Source organism: Nocardioides zhouii (genome assembly GCF_004137345.1).
Classification (GTDB): Bacteria; Actinomycetota; Actinomycetes; order Propionibacteriales; family Nocardioidaceae; genus Nocardioides; species Nocardioides zhouii.
Genome location: NZ_SDWV01000009.1, coordinates 22310 through 41781 on the forward strand (window position 1 = coordinate 22310; position 19472 = coordinate 41781).

The 19472-nt window shown below is 71.1% G+C and carries 17 protein-coding genes and 1 pseudogene; 9 read left to right on the top strand and 9 right to left on the bottom strand.

Annotation, left to right across the window (positions count from 1 at the left end):
* Position 1 precedes the first annotated feature (1 nt).
* Positions 2-1453, bottom strand: a complete 1452-nt coding sequence (locus tag EUA94_RS10395; RefSeq protein WP_129426818.1) for an LLM class flavin-dependent oxidoreductase — start codon at positions 1451-1453, stop codon at positions 2-4.
* Positions 1454-1554: 101 nt separating this feature from the next.
* Between EUA94_RS10395 and EUA94_RS10400 the strand changes: the two genes are divergently transcribed.
* The 4 genes from EUA94_RS10400 (at position 1555) to EUA94_RS10415 (ending at position 6782) form a co-directional block, all read left to right on the top strand.
* The gene (locus EUA94_RS10400) at positions 1555-1911 is read left to right on the top strand and encodes an MmcQ/YjbR family DNA-binding protein (protein ID WP_129426819.1); all 357 of its coding nucleotides are present in this window, start codon (positions 1555-1557) and stop codon (positions 1909-1911) included.
* Between the two features lie 150 nt (positions 1912-2061).
* Positions 2062-5091: a S8 family serine peptidase gene (locus EUA94_RS10405; protein WP_129426820.1), complete on the top strand. Its 3030-nt coding sequence runs from the start codon at positions 2062-2064 to the stop codon at positions 5089-5091.
* Positions 5092-5175: 84 nt separating this feature from the next.
* Positions 5176-6024, top strand: coding sequence for an SCO6745 family protein (locus EUA94_RS10410; protein WP_129426821.1), 849 nt, complete (start codon positions 5176-5178; stop codon positions 6022-6024).
* Between the two features lie 23 nt (positions 6025-6047).
* Complete coding sequence (locus EUA94_RS10415; RefSeq protein ID WP_129426822.1) at positions 6048-6782, top strand: transporter substrate-binding domain-containing protein; 735 nt, start codon at positions 6048-6050, stop codon at positions 6780-6782.
* Between the two features lie 12 nt (positions 6783-6794).
* Here EUA94_RS10415 and dnaB read toward each other — a convergent pair whose 3' ends face one another.
* Complete coding sequence (gene dnaB, locus EUA94_RS10420) at positions 6795-9329, bottom strand: replicative DNA helicase (RefSeq protein WP_129426823.1); 2535 nt, start codon at positions 9327-9329, stop codon at positions 6795-6797.
* 502 nt (positions 9330-9831) lie between these two features.
* Between dnaB and EUA94_RS10425 the strand changes: the two are divergent.
* A pseudogene (locus tag EUA94_RS10425) lies at positions 9832-11163 on the top strand (MATE family efflux transporter).
* Positions 11164-11173: 10 nt separating this feature from the next.
* Positions 11174-11578, top strand: a complete 405-nt coding sequence (locus EUA94_RS10430) for a hypothetical protein (RefSeq protein ID WP_129426824.1) — start codon at positions 11174-11176, stop codon at positions 11576-11578.
* A gap of 168 nt (positions 11579-11746) precedes the next feature.
* On the opposite strand, the gene rplI is transcribed toward EUA94_RS10430, so the two are convergent.
* The 5 genes from rplI to EUA94_RS10455 form a co-directional block, all read right to left on the bottom strand.
* The gene (gene rplI, locus EUA94_RS10435; RefSeq protein WP_129426825.1) at positions 11747-12193 is read right to left on the bottom strand and encodes a 50S ribosomal protein L9; all 447 of its coding nucleotides are present in this window, start codon (positions 12191-12193) and stop codon (positions 11747-11749) included.
* 14 nt (positions 12194-12207) lie between these two features.
* Positions 12208-12444 (bottom strand): 30S ribosomal protein S18, encoded by a 237-nt coding sequence (rpsR, locus tag EUA94_RS10440; protein ID WP_056603689.1) that lies wholly within the window; start codon positions 12442-12444, stop codon positions 12208-12210.
* An 84-nt stretch (positions 12445-12528) separates the two neighbouring features.
* Positions 12529-13143 (bottom strand): single-stranded DNA-binding protein, encoded by a 615-nt coding sequence (locus tag EUA94_RS10445; RefSeq protein WP_129426826.1) that lies wholly within the window; start codon positions 13141-13143, stop codon positions 12529-12531.
* A 124-nt stretch (positions 13144-13267) separates the two neighbouring features.
* The gene (rpsF, locus tag EUA94_RS10450; RefSeq protein ID WP_129426827.1) at positions 13268-13558 is read right to left on the bottom strand and encodes a 30S ribosomal protein S6; all 291 of its coding nucleotides are present in this window, start codon (positions 13556-13558) and stop codon (positions 13268-13270) included.
* A gap of 188 nt (positions 13559-13746) precedes the next feature.
* The gene (locus EUA94_RS10455) at positions 13747-14301 is read right to left on the bottom strand and encodes a hypothetical protein (RefSeq protein ID WP_129426828.1); all 555 of its coding nucleotides are present in this window, start codon (positions 14299-14301) and stop codon (positions 13747-13749) included.
* Between the two features lie 166 nt (positions 14302-14467).
* Between EUA94_RS10455 and EUA94_RS10460 the strand changes: the two genes are divergently transcribed.
* A complete protein-coding gene (locus EUA94_RS10460; RefSeq protein ID WP_242494789.1) occupies positions 14468-15424 on the top strand; it encodes a serine/threonine-protein kinase in 957 nt (318 codons plus the stop codon).
* On the top strand, positions 15421-16221 hold the full coding sequence (locus EUA94_RS10465) for a deoxyribonuclease IV (protein WP_129426829.1): 801 nt from the start codon (positions 15421-15423) through the stop codon (positions 16219-16221). The genes EUA94_RS10460 and EUA94_RS10465 overlap by 4 nt, the downstream gene beginning before the upstream one ends.
* Before the next feature lie 175 nt (positions 16222-16396).
* Here EUA94_RS10465 and EUA94_RS22625 read toward each other — a convergent pair whose 3' ends face one another.
* Both EUA94_RS22625 and EUA94_RS10475 read right to left on the bottom strand, forming a co-directional pair.
* Complete coding sequence (locus EUA94_RS22625; RefSeq protein ID WP_242494790.1) at positions 16397-17059, bottom strand: class F sortase; 663 nt, start codon at positions 17057-17059, stop codon at positions 16397-16399.
* Positions 17052-17987, bottom strand: coding sequence for a hypothetical protein (locus EUA94_RS10475; RefSeq protein WP_129426830.1), 936 nt, complete (start codon positions 17985-17987; stop codon positions 17052-17054). Before EUA94_RS10475 ends, EUA94_RS22625 begins: the two co-directional genes overlap by 8 nt.
* Before the next feature lie 345 nt (positions 17988-18332).
* Here EUA94_RS10475 and EUA94_RS10480 point away from each other — a divergent pair, with 345 nt between their 5' ends.
* On the top strand, positions 18333-19469 hold the full coding sequence (locus EUA94_RS10480) for a lipid II:glycine glycyltransferase FemX (RefSeq protein ID WP_242494791.1): 1137 nt from the start codon (positions 18333-18335) through the stop codon (positions 19467-19469).
* The last annotated feature ends 3 nt before the right edge of the window (positions 19470-19472 follow it).

A 19472-nucleotide genomic window follows, 5' to 3' on the forward strand; every position in this document is an offset into this window, starting at 1 on the left:
CTCAGGCGTTCAGACCCCGAAGGGCGAGGACGTCCTCGGGCCCGTCCAGGTCGGGCGTCGCGAGGAAGACGGTGGACACGCCCAGCCCCGCGAGGCGGGCCCACCGGTCGCGGTGGCCGGCGACGGTCGCGGCGTGCGTGCGGGAGGCGTACGCCGCAGCGGGCGTACGGCCGCGGTGCCGCTCGACGCGGGCCCACACGTCGTCGCGGTCCCGCCCGACGACCGGCAGGTCGAGGACAGTGACGGCGACCTCGGACCGGTCGCGGCCGACGTCATCGCAGTGGGCACGCAGCACCCCGATCAGCCGCTCGAGCTCGGCCTCGTCGATCGTACGGAGGTTGCACGCATCGCCGTGGGCCGCGGCGATCCGCAGGGTGCGGCGCTCGCCGGAGCCACCGACGACCACCGGGATCTTCGCCGCCGGGCGCGGGTAGGAGGTGGTCTCCGGCAGCGCGACGCCGTGCGCGTCGTACGCCTTGGTGCCGCTGGCCCAGAGCGCCTTCATCGTGACGATCGCCTTCTCGAGGTCGTCGAGCCGCTCGCGGGCCGGCGGGAACTCGAGGCCGTACGCCGCGTGCTCGCGCGCGAACCACCCGGCGCCGATGCCGACGAAGGCCCGCCCGCCGGTGAGGGCGGACAGCGTGGCGGCGGCCTTGGCCGTGATGCCCGCCGGCCGGAACGTCACCGGGGTGCAGAGCGTGCCGAGCTCGAGGCCCGTCCCGAGGGCAGCGATCGCGCCGAGCGTCACCCACGGCTCCGGGATCGGCTCCCACGCCCGGCCGACCTGCGGCACCTGGATGAGGTGGTCCATCAGCGCGAGGCCGGCGAAGCCCGCCTCGTCCGCGGCGCGCGCGATGCTGGAGAGCCAGGCGAGCGGGTCCTCGCCCCAGGGGAAGCGGGAGACCTGGAGGAACGACCGGAGGCCGAGGCTGGAGGTGCGGTCGGTAGCCGCCGTCTCGGTCGTGACCGCTGGCGCCGGCTCAGCGAAGACGCCAGCCACCGCGACGACCAGGTCCCAGCCCTCCGCCTCCAGCACCGGACGTACGTCGCGCACCGACCGCAGCTGCCCGGCCAGCGCGCGAGCCGGAACCGGCCGGTCGCGGGCCGCGTTGCGGCGCCGGCACTCGGTATCCGGGGTGTCGAGCAGCACGGCGACCACTGGGAGCCCGGCCGCCCGCGCCGCAGCAAGCCACGCCTGCCGCTTGAGGGGATCGAGGCCCAGCGTGTCCACCACAGTGGTCAGGCCGCGACCGAGCCGGGCCGCGACCACCGTCTCGAGGACGCCGAACGCGTCCGCCGAGGCGTCGAGGTCGTGCGGCCCACTGCCGACCACACCGCGCAGGGCGTCGGAGGAGACGACCTCCTGGTCGCGGTAGTGCGTCGCCGCCCAGGTCGACTTGCCGGACCCCGAGGCGCCGACGAGCACCACCAGGGCCGGGTCGGGGAGCTGCACCCGCCCAGTGTCGCCCACGTCGAGGACCGGCGCCTGGTCCATATCCCCTCGATCTCGCGGCCGAGCCGTCGCATACTCGACGTACTGGGGAGGAGGCACTGATGGCCGTCGTCGAGGACGTCCTGACTCTTGGGGAGGGACTGGAGCGGTCGTACGTCGCGCACGTCGCGGGCCGGTTGAAGTTCCGCGTCGGCTCGATCGTCTACGTCGCCTTCTCCCTCGACGAGACGATCATGGGGTTCGCGTTCCCCAAGGAGGAGCGCGACGCCCTCATCGAGAGCGATCCGCGCTTCCACCTCCCCGGCCACGCGGACCTGCGCTACCACTGGGTGCACGCCACCCTCGCCGAGCTCGACCCGGCCGAGGCGCGCGAGCTCGTCGTCGACGCGTGGCGGATGGTCGTGCCGCAGAAGGTGGCTCGCGCGTACGACCTGACGCACCCGCTCGGACCGAACTGAGTCGGCGCGAACTTCGTTCTTCCGACCCATTGACGGTGTGACCTGCATGACGTTTGCTGGGCCCGGCACCTCGGGGTGCATCGGTCGTCGACGCAATCCGTCGATGTCACGACCCCGGGCGTGCTCCCTCCCTCACAACCAGGAGCACCCTTGTCGATCACTTATCGGGGCCTCGGCGCGCGTAGGCGCGCCCTGGCCATCCTCACCGCCGGGGCTCTCGCCGCCGGCGTGTCTGCCACGACGGCGACGGCCAACCCGGCCGAGCCCGCCCCCGACAGCACCGCGTCCACGGAGACGCTGCTCGGCGCCGGCCGCTACGTCGTCCTCCTCGCCCAGCCGGGTGCCACCCGCTACGACGGTGGCGTCAAGGGCTTCGCCCCCACCGAGGCGTCGGCCGGCAACAATTTCGACGCCCGGTCCGACAAGGTGAAGCAGTACGCGCGCTACCTCGAGCGGCAGCAGGGCCAGGTCGCGGCGTCCGTCGACGCGGGGATCCTCTCGCAGACCACGATCGCGGCCAGCTCCTTCACCGCCGAGCTCAGCGCCGAGCAGGCCACCGAGCTCGCCGCCGACCGCGACGTCATGACGCTGGTCAAGGACACCGCGTTCGCGATGGACACCTGGAACACCCCCCGCTTCCTCGGCCTGGAGTCCGCTTCGGGCACCGGGACCGGCGGCGTGTGGGAGGCCAACCGAGGCGTCGACAACGCCGGCAAGGGCGTCGTCGTCGGCATCCTGGACAGCGGCATCTGGCCCGAGTCGGGGTCGTTCGCCGGCAAGCAGCTCAAGTCGAAGCCGAACGGCAAGTACAAGCCGTACCGCTCCGGCACCACGATCGTCATGGACAAGGCCGACGGCACGCAGTTCCGCGGCTTCTGCGAGCCGGGCGTGCAGTGGGACGACTCGGACTGCAACGAGAAGCTGATCGGGGCCCGCTACTACCCCGAGGCGTTCGTCGCCAGCGTCCCGCCGTCGAAGCGCTACGAGCACGAGTTCCTCTCCACCCGTGACGGCGACGGCCACGGCAGCCACACCGCCGGGACGGCAGCCGGCATCTTCGGCGTCCCCGCGTCGGTCGAGGGCCGCGACTTCGGCACGGTCAGCGGTATGGCTCCGGCCGCCAAGATCGCTGCCTACAAGGTGTGCTTCAGCGACACCGACCCCGCCACCGGCGGCTGCTACACCTCCTCGACGCTCGCCGCGGTCGACGACGCCATCAAGGACGGCGTCGACGTCATCAACTACTCGATCTCCGGCGCGACGAACACCGTCGTCGACGCGGTCGAGTACGCCTTCCTCGGCGCCGCCGCCGCGGGCATCTTCGTCGCCGCTTCGGCCGGCAACAGTGGCCCCACCGCCTCCACGGTGGCCCACAACAGCCCGTGGGTGACCACGGTGGCCGCGTCGACGCACGCCGTCTTCGAGAACACCGTCGTGCTGGGCAACGGCACGAAGCTCAAGGGCGCCTCGATCAACGGCACCGCGCTGCCCAGCACCCCGTTGGTGCTGTCCACGAGCGCCGGGCTCGCCGGCAAGGCCGCTGAGGACGTGCGCCTGTGTGCGCCGGGCAGCCTCGACCCGGCCAAGGTCACCGGCAAGGTCGTGGTCTGCGACCGCGGCGTCGTGGACCGGGTGCTCAAGAGTGCAGCGGTCAAGCAGGCGGGTGGCGTGGGCATGGTGCTCACCAACACCACGCCCGGCAGCCTCGACTCCGACTTCCACGGCGTGCCCAGCGTCCACCTCGACGAGGTGGCGGGTGCCGTCGTCAAGGCGTACGTCGCCACGTCGGCGCCGACCGTCTCCTTCGAGATCGGTGACACCACCGGCGGCACGCCCACCGTGGTGCCGCAGATCGCCGGGTTCTCCTCGCGCGGACCGGCCATCGCCAGCGGCTCCGACGTCCTCAAGCCCGACATCACGGGTCCCGGCGTCAGCGTGCTCGCCGCCGTGGCACCGCCGTCGGGCGAGGGTCGCAACTTCGACCTCTACTCCGGCACGTCGATGTCGAGCCCGCACATTGCCGGTCTGGCCGCGTTCATCCTGGGTCGCAACCCCGGGTGGTCGCCGATGACCGTCAAGTCGGCGATGATGACGACCGCCTACGACCTCAAGAAGGCCGACGGCAGCCCCGACACCGACCCGTTCGCCCAGGGCGCCGGCCACGTCGACCCGACGAAGTTCTTCGACCCCGGTCTCGTCGTCGTGTCCGACAAGGACGACTGGATGAGCTTCATGAAGGGCCAGGGGGCCACCGGGACGGCGTTCCAGAACGTGCAGCCGATCGCGGCCAACTCGCTCAACACGCCGTCCATCGCCCAGGGCCAGGTCGCGGCCACACCGACGATCACCCGCACGTTCACCGGTCTGCGCACCGGCACGTGGAAGGTGGCCGCCAACGTGCCCGGCTACGCGGTGACCACCGACAAGCCGTCGGTGGCCATCACGTCCGTGGGCCAGGAGGTGCCGGTGGCGTTCACGTTCACCCGCACCGACGCACCGCTGTCGCAGTACGCCAAGGGATTCATCACCCTGACCGGACCCACCACGGTCCGGATGCCGGTCGCGCTGCGTCCCGTCCCGCTCCGGTCCCCCGCCACGGTGGCCGGGACCGGAGCAGACGGGCGGGTCGCGATCGCGGTCACCCCGGGCTACAGCGGAACGCTGGACATCGCGCCGAGCGGGCTCGCCAAGGCCACGACGGTCCAGCAGTCGCTCGCGGTGGGTGAGTCCCTGACGCGGGACGTGACCATCGCGGCCGGCACCAAGGTCGCGCGCTTCGTCGCGGACGCCGCCAACAACGCGGCGGACCTCGACCTCACGGTCTACCGCCTCAACGCGGCGGGCCAGCCGGTCGCCATTGCGGGTCAGTCCGCGACGGGTGCCGCCGACGAGACGGTGACGCTCACCAACCCCGTGGCCGCGAACTACCGGGTCGTCGTCGACGGCTACGACGCGGCACCGGGCGAGACCACCATCGGGACGACGTACGACCAGTACCTTCTCGACGGCACGGCCACGCTCGGCGGCTTCAAGGCCGAGCCCGACCCGCTGACGGTCGAGCAGGGCAAGGCCACGTCGTACGACGCGGTGTGGTCCGGCCTCACGACAGGTCGCTACCTCGGCCTCATGGAGTACAACACCTCACCGACGCCGACATACGTCACGGTGACAGTGCCCTGACCGGTCACTGACGCACGGCTCACCACGCACGGGCGTGGCTCCTCCGGGAGCCACGCCCGTTGGTCCGTCCGGTAGGAAGGGGGCATGGATCCCCACCTCGCCGGACGCACCGCCCGCCTGCTCGAGCCGCTCCATGCGCTGGGCTACTTCGCTCCCGAGGTGGATGCCGAGGTCAGTGGTCTCGGCGTACGACGAGGGCGCGCGACCTACTTCGCGTCCCGCTCCGCCGCGATGGGTCGCGTCGGCGCCGGCCCGGTGGCGGCGACGTTCTACGTCTTCAACCCGTCGCTGGTCGCGCACTTCATCCCGGCGGCCTGGGAGGCGGCGAGCCCCGAGGACGTGGTGGCCGCCCGCTACCGCGGGGTCTCCGCGGCCTGGTCGCGGCTGCTCGGCCTCGACGTCCTCGCCTCCGACGACGTGCGGGAGGCCGCCGACCTCGCTCGTACGGCGTCCTCAGGTTGCGGGGTCGCCGGACGTCCGCTCTTCGCGGCGCACGCCGACCTAGCCTGGCCGGACAAGCCCCACATGGTGCTTTTCCACGCGCTCACGCTGCTGCGCGAGCACCGCGGCGACGGGCACGTCGCGGCCCTGATCGCAGCCGACCTCAGCGGGATCGAAGCGCTCGTCACGCACACGGCGACCGGCAGGGGGTTCACCCAGCCGGCCGCGCAGGCGACCCGCGCCTGGTCGGACGAGGAGTGGGCCGCCGCGGTCGCCGGCCTCGCCGAGCGCGGCCTCATGACCTCCGACGGCGGGCTCACCGACGAGGGTGTCGCGCTGCGCAAGGCCATCGAGCGCCGGACCGAGGACAGCGCCGTGGCTCCGTGGGACGCCCTCGGCGAGGCGGGCACGGCGAGGCTGACCGAGCTGTGCCGTCCGCTGGTGGGGACTGCACTCACCAACGGCGCGTTCCCAGCCGGCGTCTTCGCCTGACCCGTCCCCACCGAGGAGTCCCCATGCCTGTTTCCACCCTGGTGACCCAGGTCGCACCGACCGGCACCCTCCGGGTCGTCATCAACCTCGGCAACCCCGTCCTCGCGCAAGGCACGGCGGACGATCCGCGGGGCGTCACGGTCGCCATCGCCCGCGAGCTGGCGCGGTGGCTGGAAGTCCCTCTCCAGCTCGAGTGCGTGGATGCCGCCCGCGACGCCTACGCCGCAATCGTCGAGGGCCGGGTCGACCTCTGCTTCCTCGCCAACGAGCCCACGCGCGAGGAGGGCGTCGCCTTCACCGCTCCGTACGTCCTGATCGAGGGCGTCTATGTCGCCGACTCCGCGTCCCCGATCCAGACCTCGGCCGAGGTCGACCGCGCCGGGCACCGCATCGGCGTGCGGGAGGGTTCGGCGTACGACCTCTACCTCACCCGGACCATCGCGCACGCCGAAATCGTGCGGGCGCGCGAGGCCACGGACGTGTACGAGGAGCAGGGCCTCGACGTGGCGGCCGGCGTACGCCAGCCGATGGAGGCGTACGTCGCCGCGACCGGTCGCCGGATCCTCGAACCCGCCTTCATGGAGATCCAGCAGTCGGTCGGCCTCCCCCGCGCGCTCGACCCCGATGCCGTCGCGGCCGTGGTCGCCCAGGTCGAGGAGCTCAAGGCATCCGGCTTCGTCCGCGACGAGCTCGCCCGCAGCGGGGTGGCCGCGACCGTGGCGTCAGTCGCTGGACGTTCCACCAACGATCCGGCCTGACGGTCCCGGGCCTCAGCCCTGCGCCATGTCCACGAAGCGGGAGTAGTGGCCCTGGAAGGCGACGGTGAGGTCGCGGGTGGGGCCGTTGCGGTGCTTGGCCACGATGAGGTCGGCCTCGCCAGGGCGGGTCGACTCCTTCTCGTAGACGTCGTCGCGGTGGAGCAGGATCACCATGTCCGCATCTTGCTCGAGCGAGCCCGATTCGCGCAGGTCGCTCATCATCGGGCGCTTGTCGCCACGCTGCTCAGGACCACGGTTGAGCTGGGAGAGCGCGATGATCGGCAGCTCGAGCTCCTTGGCGAGGAGCTTGATGTTGCGGGAGAACTCCGAGACCTCGAGCTGGCGGGACTCGACCTTCTTGCCCGAGCTCATCAGCTGCATGTAGTCGATGACGATGAGCTTGAGGTCGTGGCGCTGCTTGAGGCGCCGCGCCTTGGCCCGGATCTCCATCATCGTCATGTTGGGGCTGTCGTCGATGAACATCGGCGCCCCGGAGACCTGGCCCATCTTGCGGGCGAGCTTCTCCCAGTCGTCGTCGCGCATCGTGCCGTTGCGGATGTGGTTGAGCGGCACCTTCGCCTCCGCGGAGAGCAGGCGCATCATGATCTCCGAGCGCGTCATCTCCAGGCTGAAGAAGCAGCTCGTCAGGTTGTTGTGGATCGACGCGGCGCGGCAGAAGTCCAGTGCCAACGTCGAGTTGTGGGTCGGGATCATCGAACGGCCGGCCAAATAGAGGTGGTCCTCGTTGTCGACCTGCACGCACCGCACAGGCACCGACTCGACCGGCTTCACCGAAGTGATGTAGCGCTTGCCGATGCGGACGGTGCTCTGGGGGCGCTCTTCCTTGTGGAGCAGTGCCTTTCGCTCCAGCTTGAACACGTCATCGACGGTGGAGAAGTTGAGGATGTAGCAGGTCGACGATGCCTCGGTGCGTCCCTTGACCCGCTTCGTCGTACGTCCGCATCGGTAGCCAAGGCCGACGACCAGCTCGTGGACGTCGTCCGCGAGGCGCTTGCTGGACACAGCGAACTGCACCGAGCCGACGCCCTTTACCACGGTGCCATCCGTGTCGAGCAGTCCGGCAAGCAAGTCCCGCCGTGCCGACTCGCTGGCCCGGAGGTAGTGGGACGGGATGTGCTTGTCGTTGAGCACTCCCAGTCCGCGCAGTAGTGCAGTGAACGACCCGTGGTCCCGCTGGCACGACTCACACAGGTAGGTGCCGTGCATGACTCCGCTGCAGCTGGGGCATACACCTGCCTGGGCGGAGGCCGTGCGCGGCGTCTTGATGCTGTAGAGCATCGCGCCGCGATGCGACACGTCGTAGCCGCGGCCCTCGATCCGCATCGGGATCTCCGGGGTCTCGCACGTGATCCGGCCACTCGCGCTGTGCCCGTCCCCCAGCCACGCTCCCAGCACGTAGGGGTCGATCGCCAGCGACTCGTTGTGCCCGACCAGCGCCGAGGCGTTGAGCACTGCGTGGTTGGCTCGCTTCTCCGCACCCACGTGGACGCTTCCGGCGATCTGTTCGGTGGTGACGACCGACGCGTGGATGCGTTGGTTGCGAGACCGGTTGTAGTGGTGCTCCGCCGCCCATCGCGACTTGCGTGCAGCGCGCGTCTCGGTCAGCCACTGGTGCTCGGCGTCGGCGACGATCACCGAGCCGTCGGAGAAGGTCACCTCGTAGCAGGGACGGTCCGCCATGACGTCGGTCGCTGCGACGACGCGCGTGGGGCGGCCGTTGGCGTCGTAGAGGAGGTCCCCGACCGCGACGTCGCCCATCGTCGTCCATCCCGATGGCGTCGGCAGGGGTGTGTCGAGCGCCAGTGCCTTACCCATAGCGGGTCGAGCCGCCACGATGATCATCTGGCCGGAGTGGAGACCGTTGGTGAGGTCGTCGAGGTCGGCGAAGCCGGTGGGCACGCCGTAGAGGCCGGCCTCGCGGTTGCCGATCATCTCGATCTCGTCGAGGACGCCGCTCATGATGTCGGCCAGGGGGGCGTAGTCCTCGCTGGCGCGGCGGTCGGTGACCTTGTAGACCTCGGCCTGCGCGCTGTCGACGACGTCATTGATCTCGCCCTCGCCGGAGTAGCCCATCGCGGCGATGCGGGTGCCTGCCTCGACGAGGCGCCGCAGAATGGCCTTCTCCCGCACGATCGCGGCGTAGAAGCCGGCGTTGGCGGCGATCGGGACGTTGGCCGAGAGGGTGTGGAGGTAGGGGGCGCCGCCAATGCGCTGCAGTTCACCGCGCTTCTGCAGCTCGTCGGCCACGGTGATCGGGTCGGCGGGCTCACCGCGACCGTAGAGGTCGATGATCGCGTCATGGATGATCTCGTGGGCCGGGCGGTAGTAGTCGACCGCCTGGACCTCCTCGACGACGTCGGCGATCGCGTCCTTGGACAGCAGCATCGAGCCGAGCACGCTCTGCTCCGCGGCGTTGTCCTGAGGGGGCGTACGGTCGCCGGCCGAGCGCGGCGACGCGCCCGGCTCGTACGCCGCGGGACCGTCGCCCCACGCCTCGTCGGTGTCCCCCTGGAAGGTGACGCTCACCGATGCTCCCCTCGCCGTCCTGGCCTGTCGTCCTGCCCGTGCCCCACGCTAGGGACGGCCACCGACATCGTCGGCCGCGTCCCGCGCGAGGCTGTTGCCGCGGGCGAACCTACGTGCTCCCCGGCCGCAGGGACAGCCAGTTCTCCACAGGCCCTGTGGACAACCTGCGCACTCGCGTGGACGACACGCTCGCGGCCGTGCACCGACAGTGGACCGACCTGTGGAGAGAGCACTCAGTTGTCCCGTGACACCCCGTCTGACCTGCGCAAACGTCGTGCACACCCTGTGGAGGAAAAGTCTCTTCCCGATCGGTCGTTCACCTGTCCGCCATCTGGATGTTGCCTGTTGCTTTGTCGACACGGGCGTCGGACGGGCCTTCGACAGACCCTCATCCACACCACGATGCACAGGTAGTCCGAAAGGACTATGGACGACGCCGGGCACCCCGATCTATGGGGAGCCGCCGTCACCCGGGTGGACCGCTGTTCCTAGGGTGAATCTCGTGAAAGCCGTCGACCGCGAGATCTTGCGCCTCGCCGTGCCCGCTTTCCTGGCGCTCGTCGCCGAGCCGCTCTTCCTGCTCTCGGACGCCGCGATCGTCGGCCACCTCGGCACCCCGGAGCTCGCCGGCCTCGGAATCGCTGCGGTCGTCCTGCAGACCGTCGTCGGCCTCTGCGTCTTCCTCGCGTACGGCACCACGGCCAGCGTCGCGCGCCACCTCGGCGCCGGCGACCTCCGGGCTGCCCTCGCCCAGGGCGTCGACGGCCTCTGGCTGGCGGTCATCATCGGTGCCGTCGCCACGGTCGGCGGCGTCCTCGCCACCCGCCCGCTCGTGGCCGCGTTCGACACCGGCGCGGAGGTCGCCGGGCACGCCGAGACCTACCTCGCGATCGCCTTCCTCGGCACCACCCCGCTGCTGATCATGCTCGCCGCGACCGGCGTGCTGCGCGGCCTCTAGGACACGCGTACGCCGCTGCAGGTCGCAGTCGTCGGCAACGTCCTCAACATCGTGCTCAACGTCCTCCTCGTCTACGGCCTCGACCTCGGCATCGCCGGCTCGGCGATCGGTTCGGTGATCGCCCAGGTCGTCTCCGCCGGCTGGCTCGTCGCCGTCGTGGTGCGCGCCTCCCGCGAGCACGGAGCACCTCTGACGCCGGACCTCCCCGGCATCCGGGCAGCGGCGCACGCCGCGGTCGCCCTCGTGATCCGCACCCTGGCCCTGCGCGCGTGCCTGCTCGTCGGGACGTACGCCGTCACCCGGGTCGGGACTGACGGGCGCGACGTCACGCTCGCGACTCACCAGGTCGCGATCACCCTCTGGACCTTCCTCGCCTTCGCCCTCGACGCCATCGCGATCGCCGCCCAGGCCCTGACCGGTCGGGCCCTCGGCAGCGGTGACGTCGAGACCACACGGCGGCTGACCCGGCGGATGATCCGCTGGGGATGGGGCAGCGGGCTGGTGGCCGGTCTCGCGCTGGCAGCGGTCTCGCCGTTCGTCGGGGCGCTCTTCACCAGCGACCCCGCGGTCCAGGACCTCCTGGTGCCGGTGCTGCTCGTGGCGGCGATCGGCCAGCCGCTCGCCGGGGTGGTCTTCGTGCTCGACGGCGTGCTCATCGGCGCCGGCGACGGGAAGTTCCTCGCCTGGGCCGGGATCGTCGTGCTGGCGGCGTACGCCCCCGCGGCGCTGTGGGCGGCGACGCTGCCGCACGGGCTGGTGGCTGTGTGGGTGGCGATGACCGTGGTGTTCATGGGCGCCCGCGGCCTGCTGCTGTCGTGGCGCGCCCGCGGCGACGCGTGGCTGGTGACGGGAGCCCTCGTCAAGGAGCGGGCCTAGTCTGATGATCGTGATCGGCGTACGCACATGGCTGGCGGCCCTCGCCCTGGGTCTCACCCTGACTGCGTGCGCCGACGACCCGGCACCGACCCAGCCCGAGGAGACAGCCGTGGAGGAGACGACCCCCGCCGAGCCCGCCCCCACGCCCGTCCCTGGCGCGGACTCACCCGACGTGGTCGCCTCCGTCGCGAACCTCGCGGCCACGCTCGACGTCGAGCCGGACTCGGTCGAGGTGGTCGACGTCCAGGAAGTCACCTGGAGCGACGGCAGCAAGGGCTGCGCCAGGAAGGGGATGCTCTACACCCAGTCGCTCATCGACGGCAGCCGGATCACCCTGCAGGTCGACGGGACGCGCTACGAGTACCACTCAGGCGGCTCCGGGGGACCCTTCCTCTGCGAGCGCCCGACCCAGTAGCCCGCCCCTTCTCGGGGTAGTCCGCATCAAACGTCTGGGTCCCCGCGCGTGATCGGCAGAACTCTGATGCGGACTACCCGGCGAGGCGCGCGCGGCAGCCGCTTGGACATGACGAACGGCCCGCCGCCTCCGAGGAGGCAGCGGGCCGTGCGGTGCGGGTGTCGCGGGTCAGCCGGGGACGACGTTGAGGGCCACCGTGGCGGACACCTCGTCGTGCAGCTTGACCGAGACCTCGTGCGAGCCGAGAGTCTTGATCGGGTTGGTGACCACGATCGTGCGGCGGTCGACCTTCTCGCCGGAGACCTCGGCGATCGCGTCAGCGATCTCCGAAGTGGTGACGGCGCCGAACAGGCGACCGCCCTCACCGGCGCGGACCTTGACCATGACCGGGTTGGCCTCGAGCGTGGTCTTGATCTCCTTGGCGTGGTCCGCGTCGCGCGCCGCACGAGCGGTGCGCGCCGACTTGATGGACTCGATGGTCTTCTCGCCACCGCGGCTCCACTTGATGCCGAGGCCACGGGGAACGAGGTAGTTGCGGCCGTAGCCGTCCTTGACCTCGACCACGTCGCCGGGGGCGCCGAGGCCGTCGACCTCCTGGGTCAGGATGAGCTTCATGTCTCGTGCTCCTCTCAGCGACCGGTGGACGTGTAGGGCAGCAGAGCCAGCTCGCGCGCGTTCTTGACGGCGATGGCCACGTCGCGCTGGTGCTGGACGCAGTTGCCGGTCACGCGACGGGCGCGGATCTTGCCACGGTCGGAGATGAACTTGCGGAGGAGGGTGGTGTCCTTGTAGTCGACACCGGTCGCCTTCTCCTTGCAGAACTGGCAAACCTTCTTCTTGGGCTTGCGCAGAATTGCCTTGGCCATTGTGGTGCTCCCTTTCAGTGAGCCCGGCCCTGAGGCAGTCAGGGACGGAATGGTGGTGTTGCTCGGAAGATCCGGATCAGTGGATCAGAACGGAGGCTCGTCGTTTCCGCCGCTGACCCCGGGCGTCGCCCACGGGTCGTTGGGCGGAGCGGACTGGCCGCCACCGGCAGGCTGGCCACCCTGGGGCTGGCCGCCCCAGCTGCTGTTGCCGGTGCTGCCACCCTGCGCGGGTGCGGGGCTGGCCCACGGGTCGTCGGCCGGCGCGGACTGACCGCCACCGCCCGAGTAGCCGCCGCCACCGCCGCCGGAGTAGCCGCCACCGCCGCCGCCGGACCGGGTCGTCTTGGTGACCTTGGCCGATGCAGAACGCAGCGACGGGCCGACCTCCTCGACGTCGATCTCGAAGACGGTGCGCTTCTCACCCTCGCGGGTCTCGTACTGCCGGGACTTGAGGCGACCCTGGACGATCACGCGCATCCCCTTCTGGAGGGACTCGGCGACGTTCTCCGCGGCCTGACGCCACACCGCACAGGCAAGGAACAGCGTGTCGCCGTCCTTCCAGTCGTTGGTCTGGCGGTCGAAGGTGCGCGGCGTCGACGCGATCCGGAAGTTCGCCACGGGGGCCCCCGAGGGGGTGAACCGCAGCTCCGGGTCGTCGACGAGGTTGCCGATCACGGTGATGGTGGTCTCGCCTGCCATGTCAGGGTCTCCTCAAAATGTCCTGCAGTGCCGGTTGATCCGGGTGTGCTCGTAGGTGGTGCCCATCAAACAGGCACTCACCGACAGCGGGAAGGGTCTATCCACAGACGCCCGTGAAGGCGACTCAGTGGGCGTCGGGACGCATGACCTTCGTGCGCAGGATCGACTCGTTCAGCGTGAGCTGGCGGTCGAACTCCTTGACCGTCGCGGGCTCGGCCGTCAGGTTGACGACGGCGTAGATGCCCTCGGCGTTCTTCTTGATCTCGTACGCCATCCGGCGACGACCCCACACGTCGACGGACTCGACAGAGCCGCCGTCCTTGCGGATCACGTTGAGGTACTTGTCGAGCGACGGCTCGATGGTGCGCTCGTCGAGACTCGGGTCGAGGATGACCATCACTTCATAGGCACGCATAGCGGTCTCCACCTCCTCTGGGCTAGAGCGGCCACGGGCTTTCCGTGGCAGGAGGGACTGTGCGTCCGCGGGTGCACGTTATCGATCGCGCCCCACGGTCAATCGTCACCCGAAGGCAACCGGGGAAGACTACCAGCGCCGCGACCGGTCGCTGAATCGTCGTACGCCCCCTGTGGACGGTGGGCGGGTCAGTCGGCCGTACGTCGCACGACGGCGAGCGCGAGGCCGGCGATCGAGCCGAGGAACGCGAGCCAGTAGCCGATTCCGTGGCCCTGGTCGATCGCGTCACACACGCCCTCCATGAAGACCATGTCGTCGCAGTCCCCGCCGGGCGTCACGACGAGCGCGACGATCGTGCACAGGAGGGCGAGGCCGAACAGGGCGAGCACCGCGGTGCGCACCGGGACGGGCATCGGCAGCGCCACCCCGAGGATCCGTGCGACCAGCAGCGCGGCTGCGACCAGGGCGCACAGCGCGCCGAACCAGCCGAAGAACCCGTGCCAGGCGTTGACCGAGCTGCTCGCGCTGGCGCCGAAGCCGTCGACGGAGAGCGTGTAGTACGGCAGCAGCGAGCCCAGGAAGACCAGCAGGCCGGCGCCGATGAGGGCGAGGTCGAGACGGGGGGCGCCCTTGAGGGTCTCCACCGCCTGCCCGGACGAGGTCGGGCTCGACGAGGTGGGCTCGGGCGCGGGCTCAGGTGTCGGCTCGGGCGTGGGCTCGGAGCCGGGCGTGGTGTCGGACATGGTGGTGCTCCCCCGTGCGGGCCCCGTGGCGGGACCGGTCAGGCGCGAGGATCCACCACCGGGCCGAGCGGCAGCAATACGGGTGGCACCACTGTCTGGACCAGACCCGGACCAGGCCTGTGGACGACCGGCCCGGTCGTACGCCGGACCGGGCTAGCGTCGCGGGGTGGTGCCAGCCGTCACGACCCGTACGTCCGCCGTGGTCGCGGGCCGCTACGTGCTGCTCGACCAGATCGGCGCGGGTGGGATGGGGTCCGTCTGGCGGGCGTGGGACGAACGGGCGCGTCGTCACGTGGCCCTCAAGGTGCTGGGCCAGCACAGCTCGGCGCTGCTCGCGCGCTTCGTGCGGGAGCAGGCGGTCCGGGTGCGCCACCCGCACGTCGTCGCGCCGCACGGCTGGGCCGCGGAGGACGACCTGGTCGTGCTCGCCATGGAGCTGGTGCCGGGCGGCTCGGTCGCCGACCTGCTGCGCGAGCACGGTCCGCTGGATGCCGGGACCGCCGGACTGCTGTGCGAGCAGCTGCTGATGGGGTTGTCGGCCGTGCACGCCGCCGGGCTGGTGCACCGCGACGTGAAGCCGGCCAACCTGCTGCTGGAGGCGACCGGCACCGGTCCGCCGCACCTCCGGCTCGGGGACTTCGGCCTCGCCGCGCCGATCGCCGATCGGCGCTTCACCACGGTCCCGGGCGCGATCGGCACCGACGGCTACATGGCGCCCGAGCAGGCGCGGGGTGCACCGCCGGAGCCGACGCAGGACCTCTACGCCGTCGGTCGCGTCGTGCTCGAGATGATCACCGGTCTCCCCCCGTCGCGGCAGCGGGCCCCCGACCATGAAGCACTGCCCTCCCACCCGCTGCGACCGCTCGTCGAACGGCTGCTCGTCCCTGACCCCGAGCAGCGGCTCGCCACCGCCGACGCGGCGCTCCGACTGCTCCGTCGGCTGCCGGTGCCGGCCGCGGCCGGGCCACCGGTGCCCGACCGGCTCGGGCCCCCACCACGCGGACGGCGTACGTCCTGGGCGGGTGCGGCAGCGCCGGTGGACTGGCCGGCCTGGGTCGCCGTCGTGGCACTGCTGGGCGTCGTGGCCGGCTGTCTGTGGGTGCTCCTAGGGTGGACTCCATGAGCTCCTCCGTATCCGTCGGCGCGCACGTCGAGCAGACCGATCCGGTCGCCGAGGCCGTCGCTCGCGACACCACCCTGGTCCAGTTCTTCCTCGGCGACCCGCAGGGCTACAAGGGCCCGGAGATCCGCTTCGAGGGCGGCGCCGATGCACTGCGTACGGCCGCGGAGGATGCGGGCATCGACCTCTATGTCCACGCGCCCTACATCGTCAACGTGGCCACGACGAACAACCGGATCCGGATCCCGAGCCGCAAGCTGCTCCAGCAGCACATGGATGCCGCGGCGTCGATCGGCGCGAAGGGCCTGATCGTCCACGGTGGCCACGTCGGCAAGGACGACGACCCGACGGTCGGCTTCGACAACTGGCGCAAGGCCATCGAGGCCACCGACCTCAAGATCCCGCTGCTCATCGAGAACACCGCTGGCGGCGACAACGCGATGGCGCGCCACCTCGACCGCATCGCTGGTGTGTGGGACGCCATCTCGTCGGCCGAGGGCTCCGACAACGTGGGGTTCTGCCTCGACACCTGCCACGCCTGGGCGGGCGGCATCGAGCTCGGCGACGCCGTCGACAAGGTCCGCGCCATCACCGGCCGCATCGACCTCGTCCACGCCAACGACTCCCGTGACGACTTCGACTCCGGCGCCGACCGGCATGCGAACTTCGGCCAGGGGCACCTGCCCGCCGACGAGTTCGCCGGCGTGGTGCGTGAGGCCGGCGCGCCCGTCATCTGCGAGACGCCGGGTGGCGCCGCCGAGCACGTCGCCGACTTCGCGTGGCTGCGCGAGCACCTCTGACCCGAGCCCGGATCCGCCGATCGACGCCGTCGTGAGCGACACCAGGTGGGTGTGATGGCAAGGCGGAGTGCCGAAGGCGGGCCGCCAGGCCCGTCGAGTGCTCGACAACGCGGCCAGCGCGCCCGCATGGTGGCGCGCAGCAGGCGAGAGATCGGTGGATCCGGGCCTAGGCGGGTCAGGCGGTGACCGGCTCCGCCGTCACCACGACGTTGCTCCGGTAGGCCGTCCCGTCCCAGTCCTCGCAGGTGATCAGGACGAGCCGCCCGGGACCGGACCTGGCGAAGATCGTCGCGCTCTCGCGCGCCAGCTCGGCCCGGCTCAGCACCTCGACCGTGGCGACGTCGTACGCCACCGTGGTGCCGTCCGACAGCACGAGCACCCGGTCACCGCTCGCGAGCTCCTCCAGGTCGTTGAAGGCCCCACCGCCGGTGTGCACGGTGTGACCGGTGATCACTGCGGCGCCCGTGGCGGCGCCCGGACGTGATCCGCCCGACCACCAGCCCACGTCGAGCGGGTCGGACGGCGGCGTGAGCGCCCCGTCCTGCGTCGCGATCGGGGTCACGTCGGCGCGGACGTCGAGGGAGGGCACGACGACGGTGTCCGGACGTACGCCCGGCACCGGCGGCGGTGCGGCCGCCGACGTCGGCGTGCCGGTGGGCGAGGTGGTCGGTGGCGGGACGGGGACCGAGGCGACCCCGTCGGGCCGCTCGCTCACGGCGACGGTCGGCTGGTCGCCGTCCCCCGCCGCGGTGCCCGCCAGCAGCCCGCCGACGACCAGCAGGGGTGCTGCCGCGATGAGCAGCACCCCCGACAGTCGGTGGCGTCGTCGATCAGCCACGGGCGCGAATCCACCCGAGGCGCGCGCTCACCGCTCCCAGCATCACGAGGAGCATGGCCAGGAACGCGTCGGTGCCGGAGGCGGGAGCACCCGCCGGGGAGGCGCCGGCGTTGACCGCCGTCGGGAGCGCCTGCTGCGGCTGGGCCTGCGGCTGCGACTGCGGCTGGGCCTGGGGCTGCTGCTGGTTCGGCGTACTGGCGGGCGCGAAGGCCTGCTCACCCAGCACATCGGGCGCCTGCTCGGGGGTCTCGGTCTCCGGCAGGACCTCGGGGGCCTGCGGGGTGTTCGGGGTCTGCGGCGTCTCCGGCGTGGTGGGCGTCTCCGGGCTCGTCGCGCAGGCCGCGTCGTTGACCGCGAGGCTGAAGACCGTCTGGCCCTGGTCCAGGACGTACCCAGCAGCCGCCGAGACGGTCACCTGGATGGACGTGCCCATGTCGACCGGCGTGAAGATGACGTTGGCCGGAGGCGGGCTGAGGACCTCGTTGTCCGGCCCGCACGGGTCGGTGAGCTTCGGCTCCCCGGTCACCTTGATGGGCTCCACGGTCGGCGGCTCCTCCGGACCGTCCGGCGCCGGGCAGTCCTCGATGGTGGGCTCGTCGCCCTGGCCCCCGCCACGTACGGGCGAGACGGCAATGACGATGGAGCGGCCCTGTGCGTCGGCGAACTCTTGGCCGATCAGGTCGCTCGCGGGCTGGCCGGTGTAGATCGGGATCGCGTTGACGCTGACCTCGATGGGGTTGTTGCCCGTCTGCAGACGCTCGTCCACGTCGGGCGTGCCGACGTACTTGCAGACGAAAACCTTCTCGGGCTGGCCCTCGGACGAGGCAGCGCTGGCGGGTCCGGCCGACACGCTCATGGTGGCGCCGACAAACAAAACGGCTGCGCCGACGAGTGCTGGCGAGTGGCTGATGCGGTTCGTGCTGGACATGGTCTTCTCCCCAAAGGTGACCAGGCGGCGCGGTAGCGCCGTGACTGACGGAGACGTCGATGCGGTGGCGTCGACGTGGTGGTGCCGACCGCTGGTGCGGTCATCGGGTCCCGGACCCCCACGGCCCGGTGCCCCGTCACCACCTGACCAACGGGCATGGCCCGATCGGGCTATGCCACACCACCCCTTTGATTGATTACTTGACCACTTCTTGAGGGCCCCCAGAGACCCCGTGCGGAAAAAGGTCGTCGCGAGGCGCAACCGAACGCCGGAGAGGCGCGTCTGTAGTCACAAGGGACCAGACACGTACGGGGGTCGTGTCTGGTCCCTTGTAACCTGTCCGGAGTGACGACCCCCCTGACGCTGCGCCCGATCTCCGCGCCGCAGCACCGTGAGTTCATCGCCGGTCGGTCGTCCGCCAGCTTCCTCCAGACGCCCGGCTGGGCGAGCGTGAAGCCCGAGTGGCGGGCCGAGTCCGTCGGCTGGTTCCGCGGTGCCGAGCTCGTCGGAGCGGGGCTCGTCCTCTACCGCCAGCTGCCGAAGGTGAAGCGCTACCTCGCCTACCTGCCCGAGGGCCCCGTGATCGACTGGAGCGGCGACGACCTCGAGGCCTGGCTCGCCCCGATGGTGGCCCACCTCAAGGCGCAGGGCGCCTTCGCCGTCCGGATGGGGCCACCGGTCGTGACCCGGCGCTGGTCGGCCGACCAGGTCAAGGCCGGCGTGGCCGACGACGCCGTACGCCGACTCGGCGACGTGTCTCCCCTGGAGCGGTCGCAGGACGGCGCGTGCGTGATCTCCCAGCTGCACGAGCTCGGCTGGCAGCAGCAGTCGGCCGAGGGCGGCTTCTCCGCGGGCCAGCCGCAGTTCAACTTCCAGATCCCGCTGGTCGACGCAGACGGCGCGTCCCGCACCGAAGCCGACGTCCTCGCGGGCATGAACCAGCTCTGGCGCCGCAACATCAAGAAGGCCGACAAGGCAGGCGTCGAGGTCGCGCAGGGCGAGCGCGCCGACCTCAAGGCGTTCCACGACCTCTACGTCCACACCGCGGAGCGCGACCACTTCACCCCGCGCCCGCTGTCCTACTTCCAGACGATGTGGGACGCCCTCCTCGCCGACGACCCCGACCGGATCCAGCTGTGGCTCGCGCGGCACGAGGGGGACCTGGTCGCGGCCACGATCGCGATCCGCGTCGGCACCCACGCGTGGTACTCCTACGGCGCCTCGTCGACCGAGAAGCGCGACGTCCGCGGCTCCAACGCCGTGCAGTGGGCGATGATCCGCGACGCCCTGGCGGCCGGCGCGCACGTCTACGACCTCCGCGGCATCACCGAGACCCTCGACTCCGAGGACCCGCACGTGGGCCTCATCCAGTTCAAGGTGGGCACCGGCGGACAGGCCGTCGAGTACGCCGGCGAGTGGGACCTGCCGGTCAACCGCGCCATCTACAAGGCGTTCCAGCTCTACCTGGCGCGGCGGGGATGACCA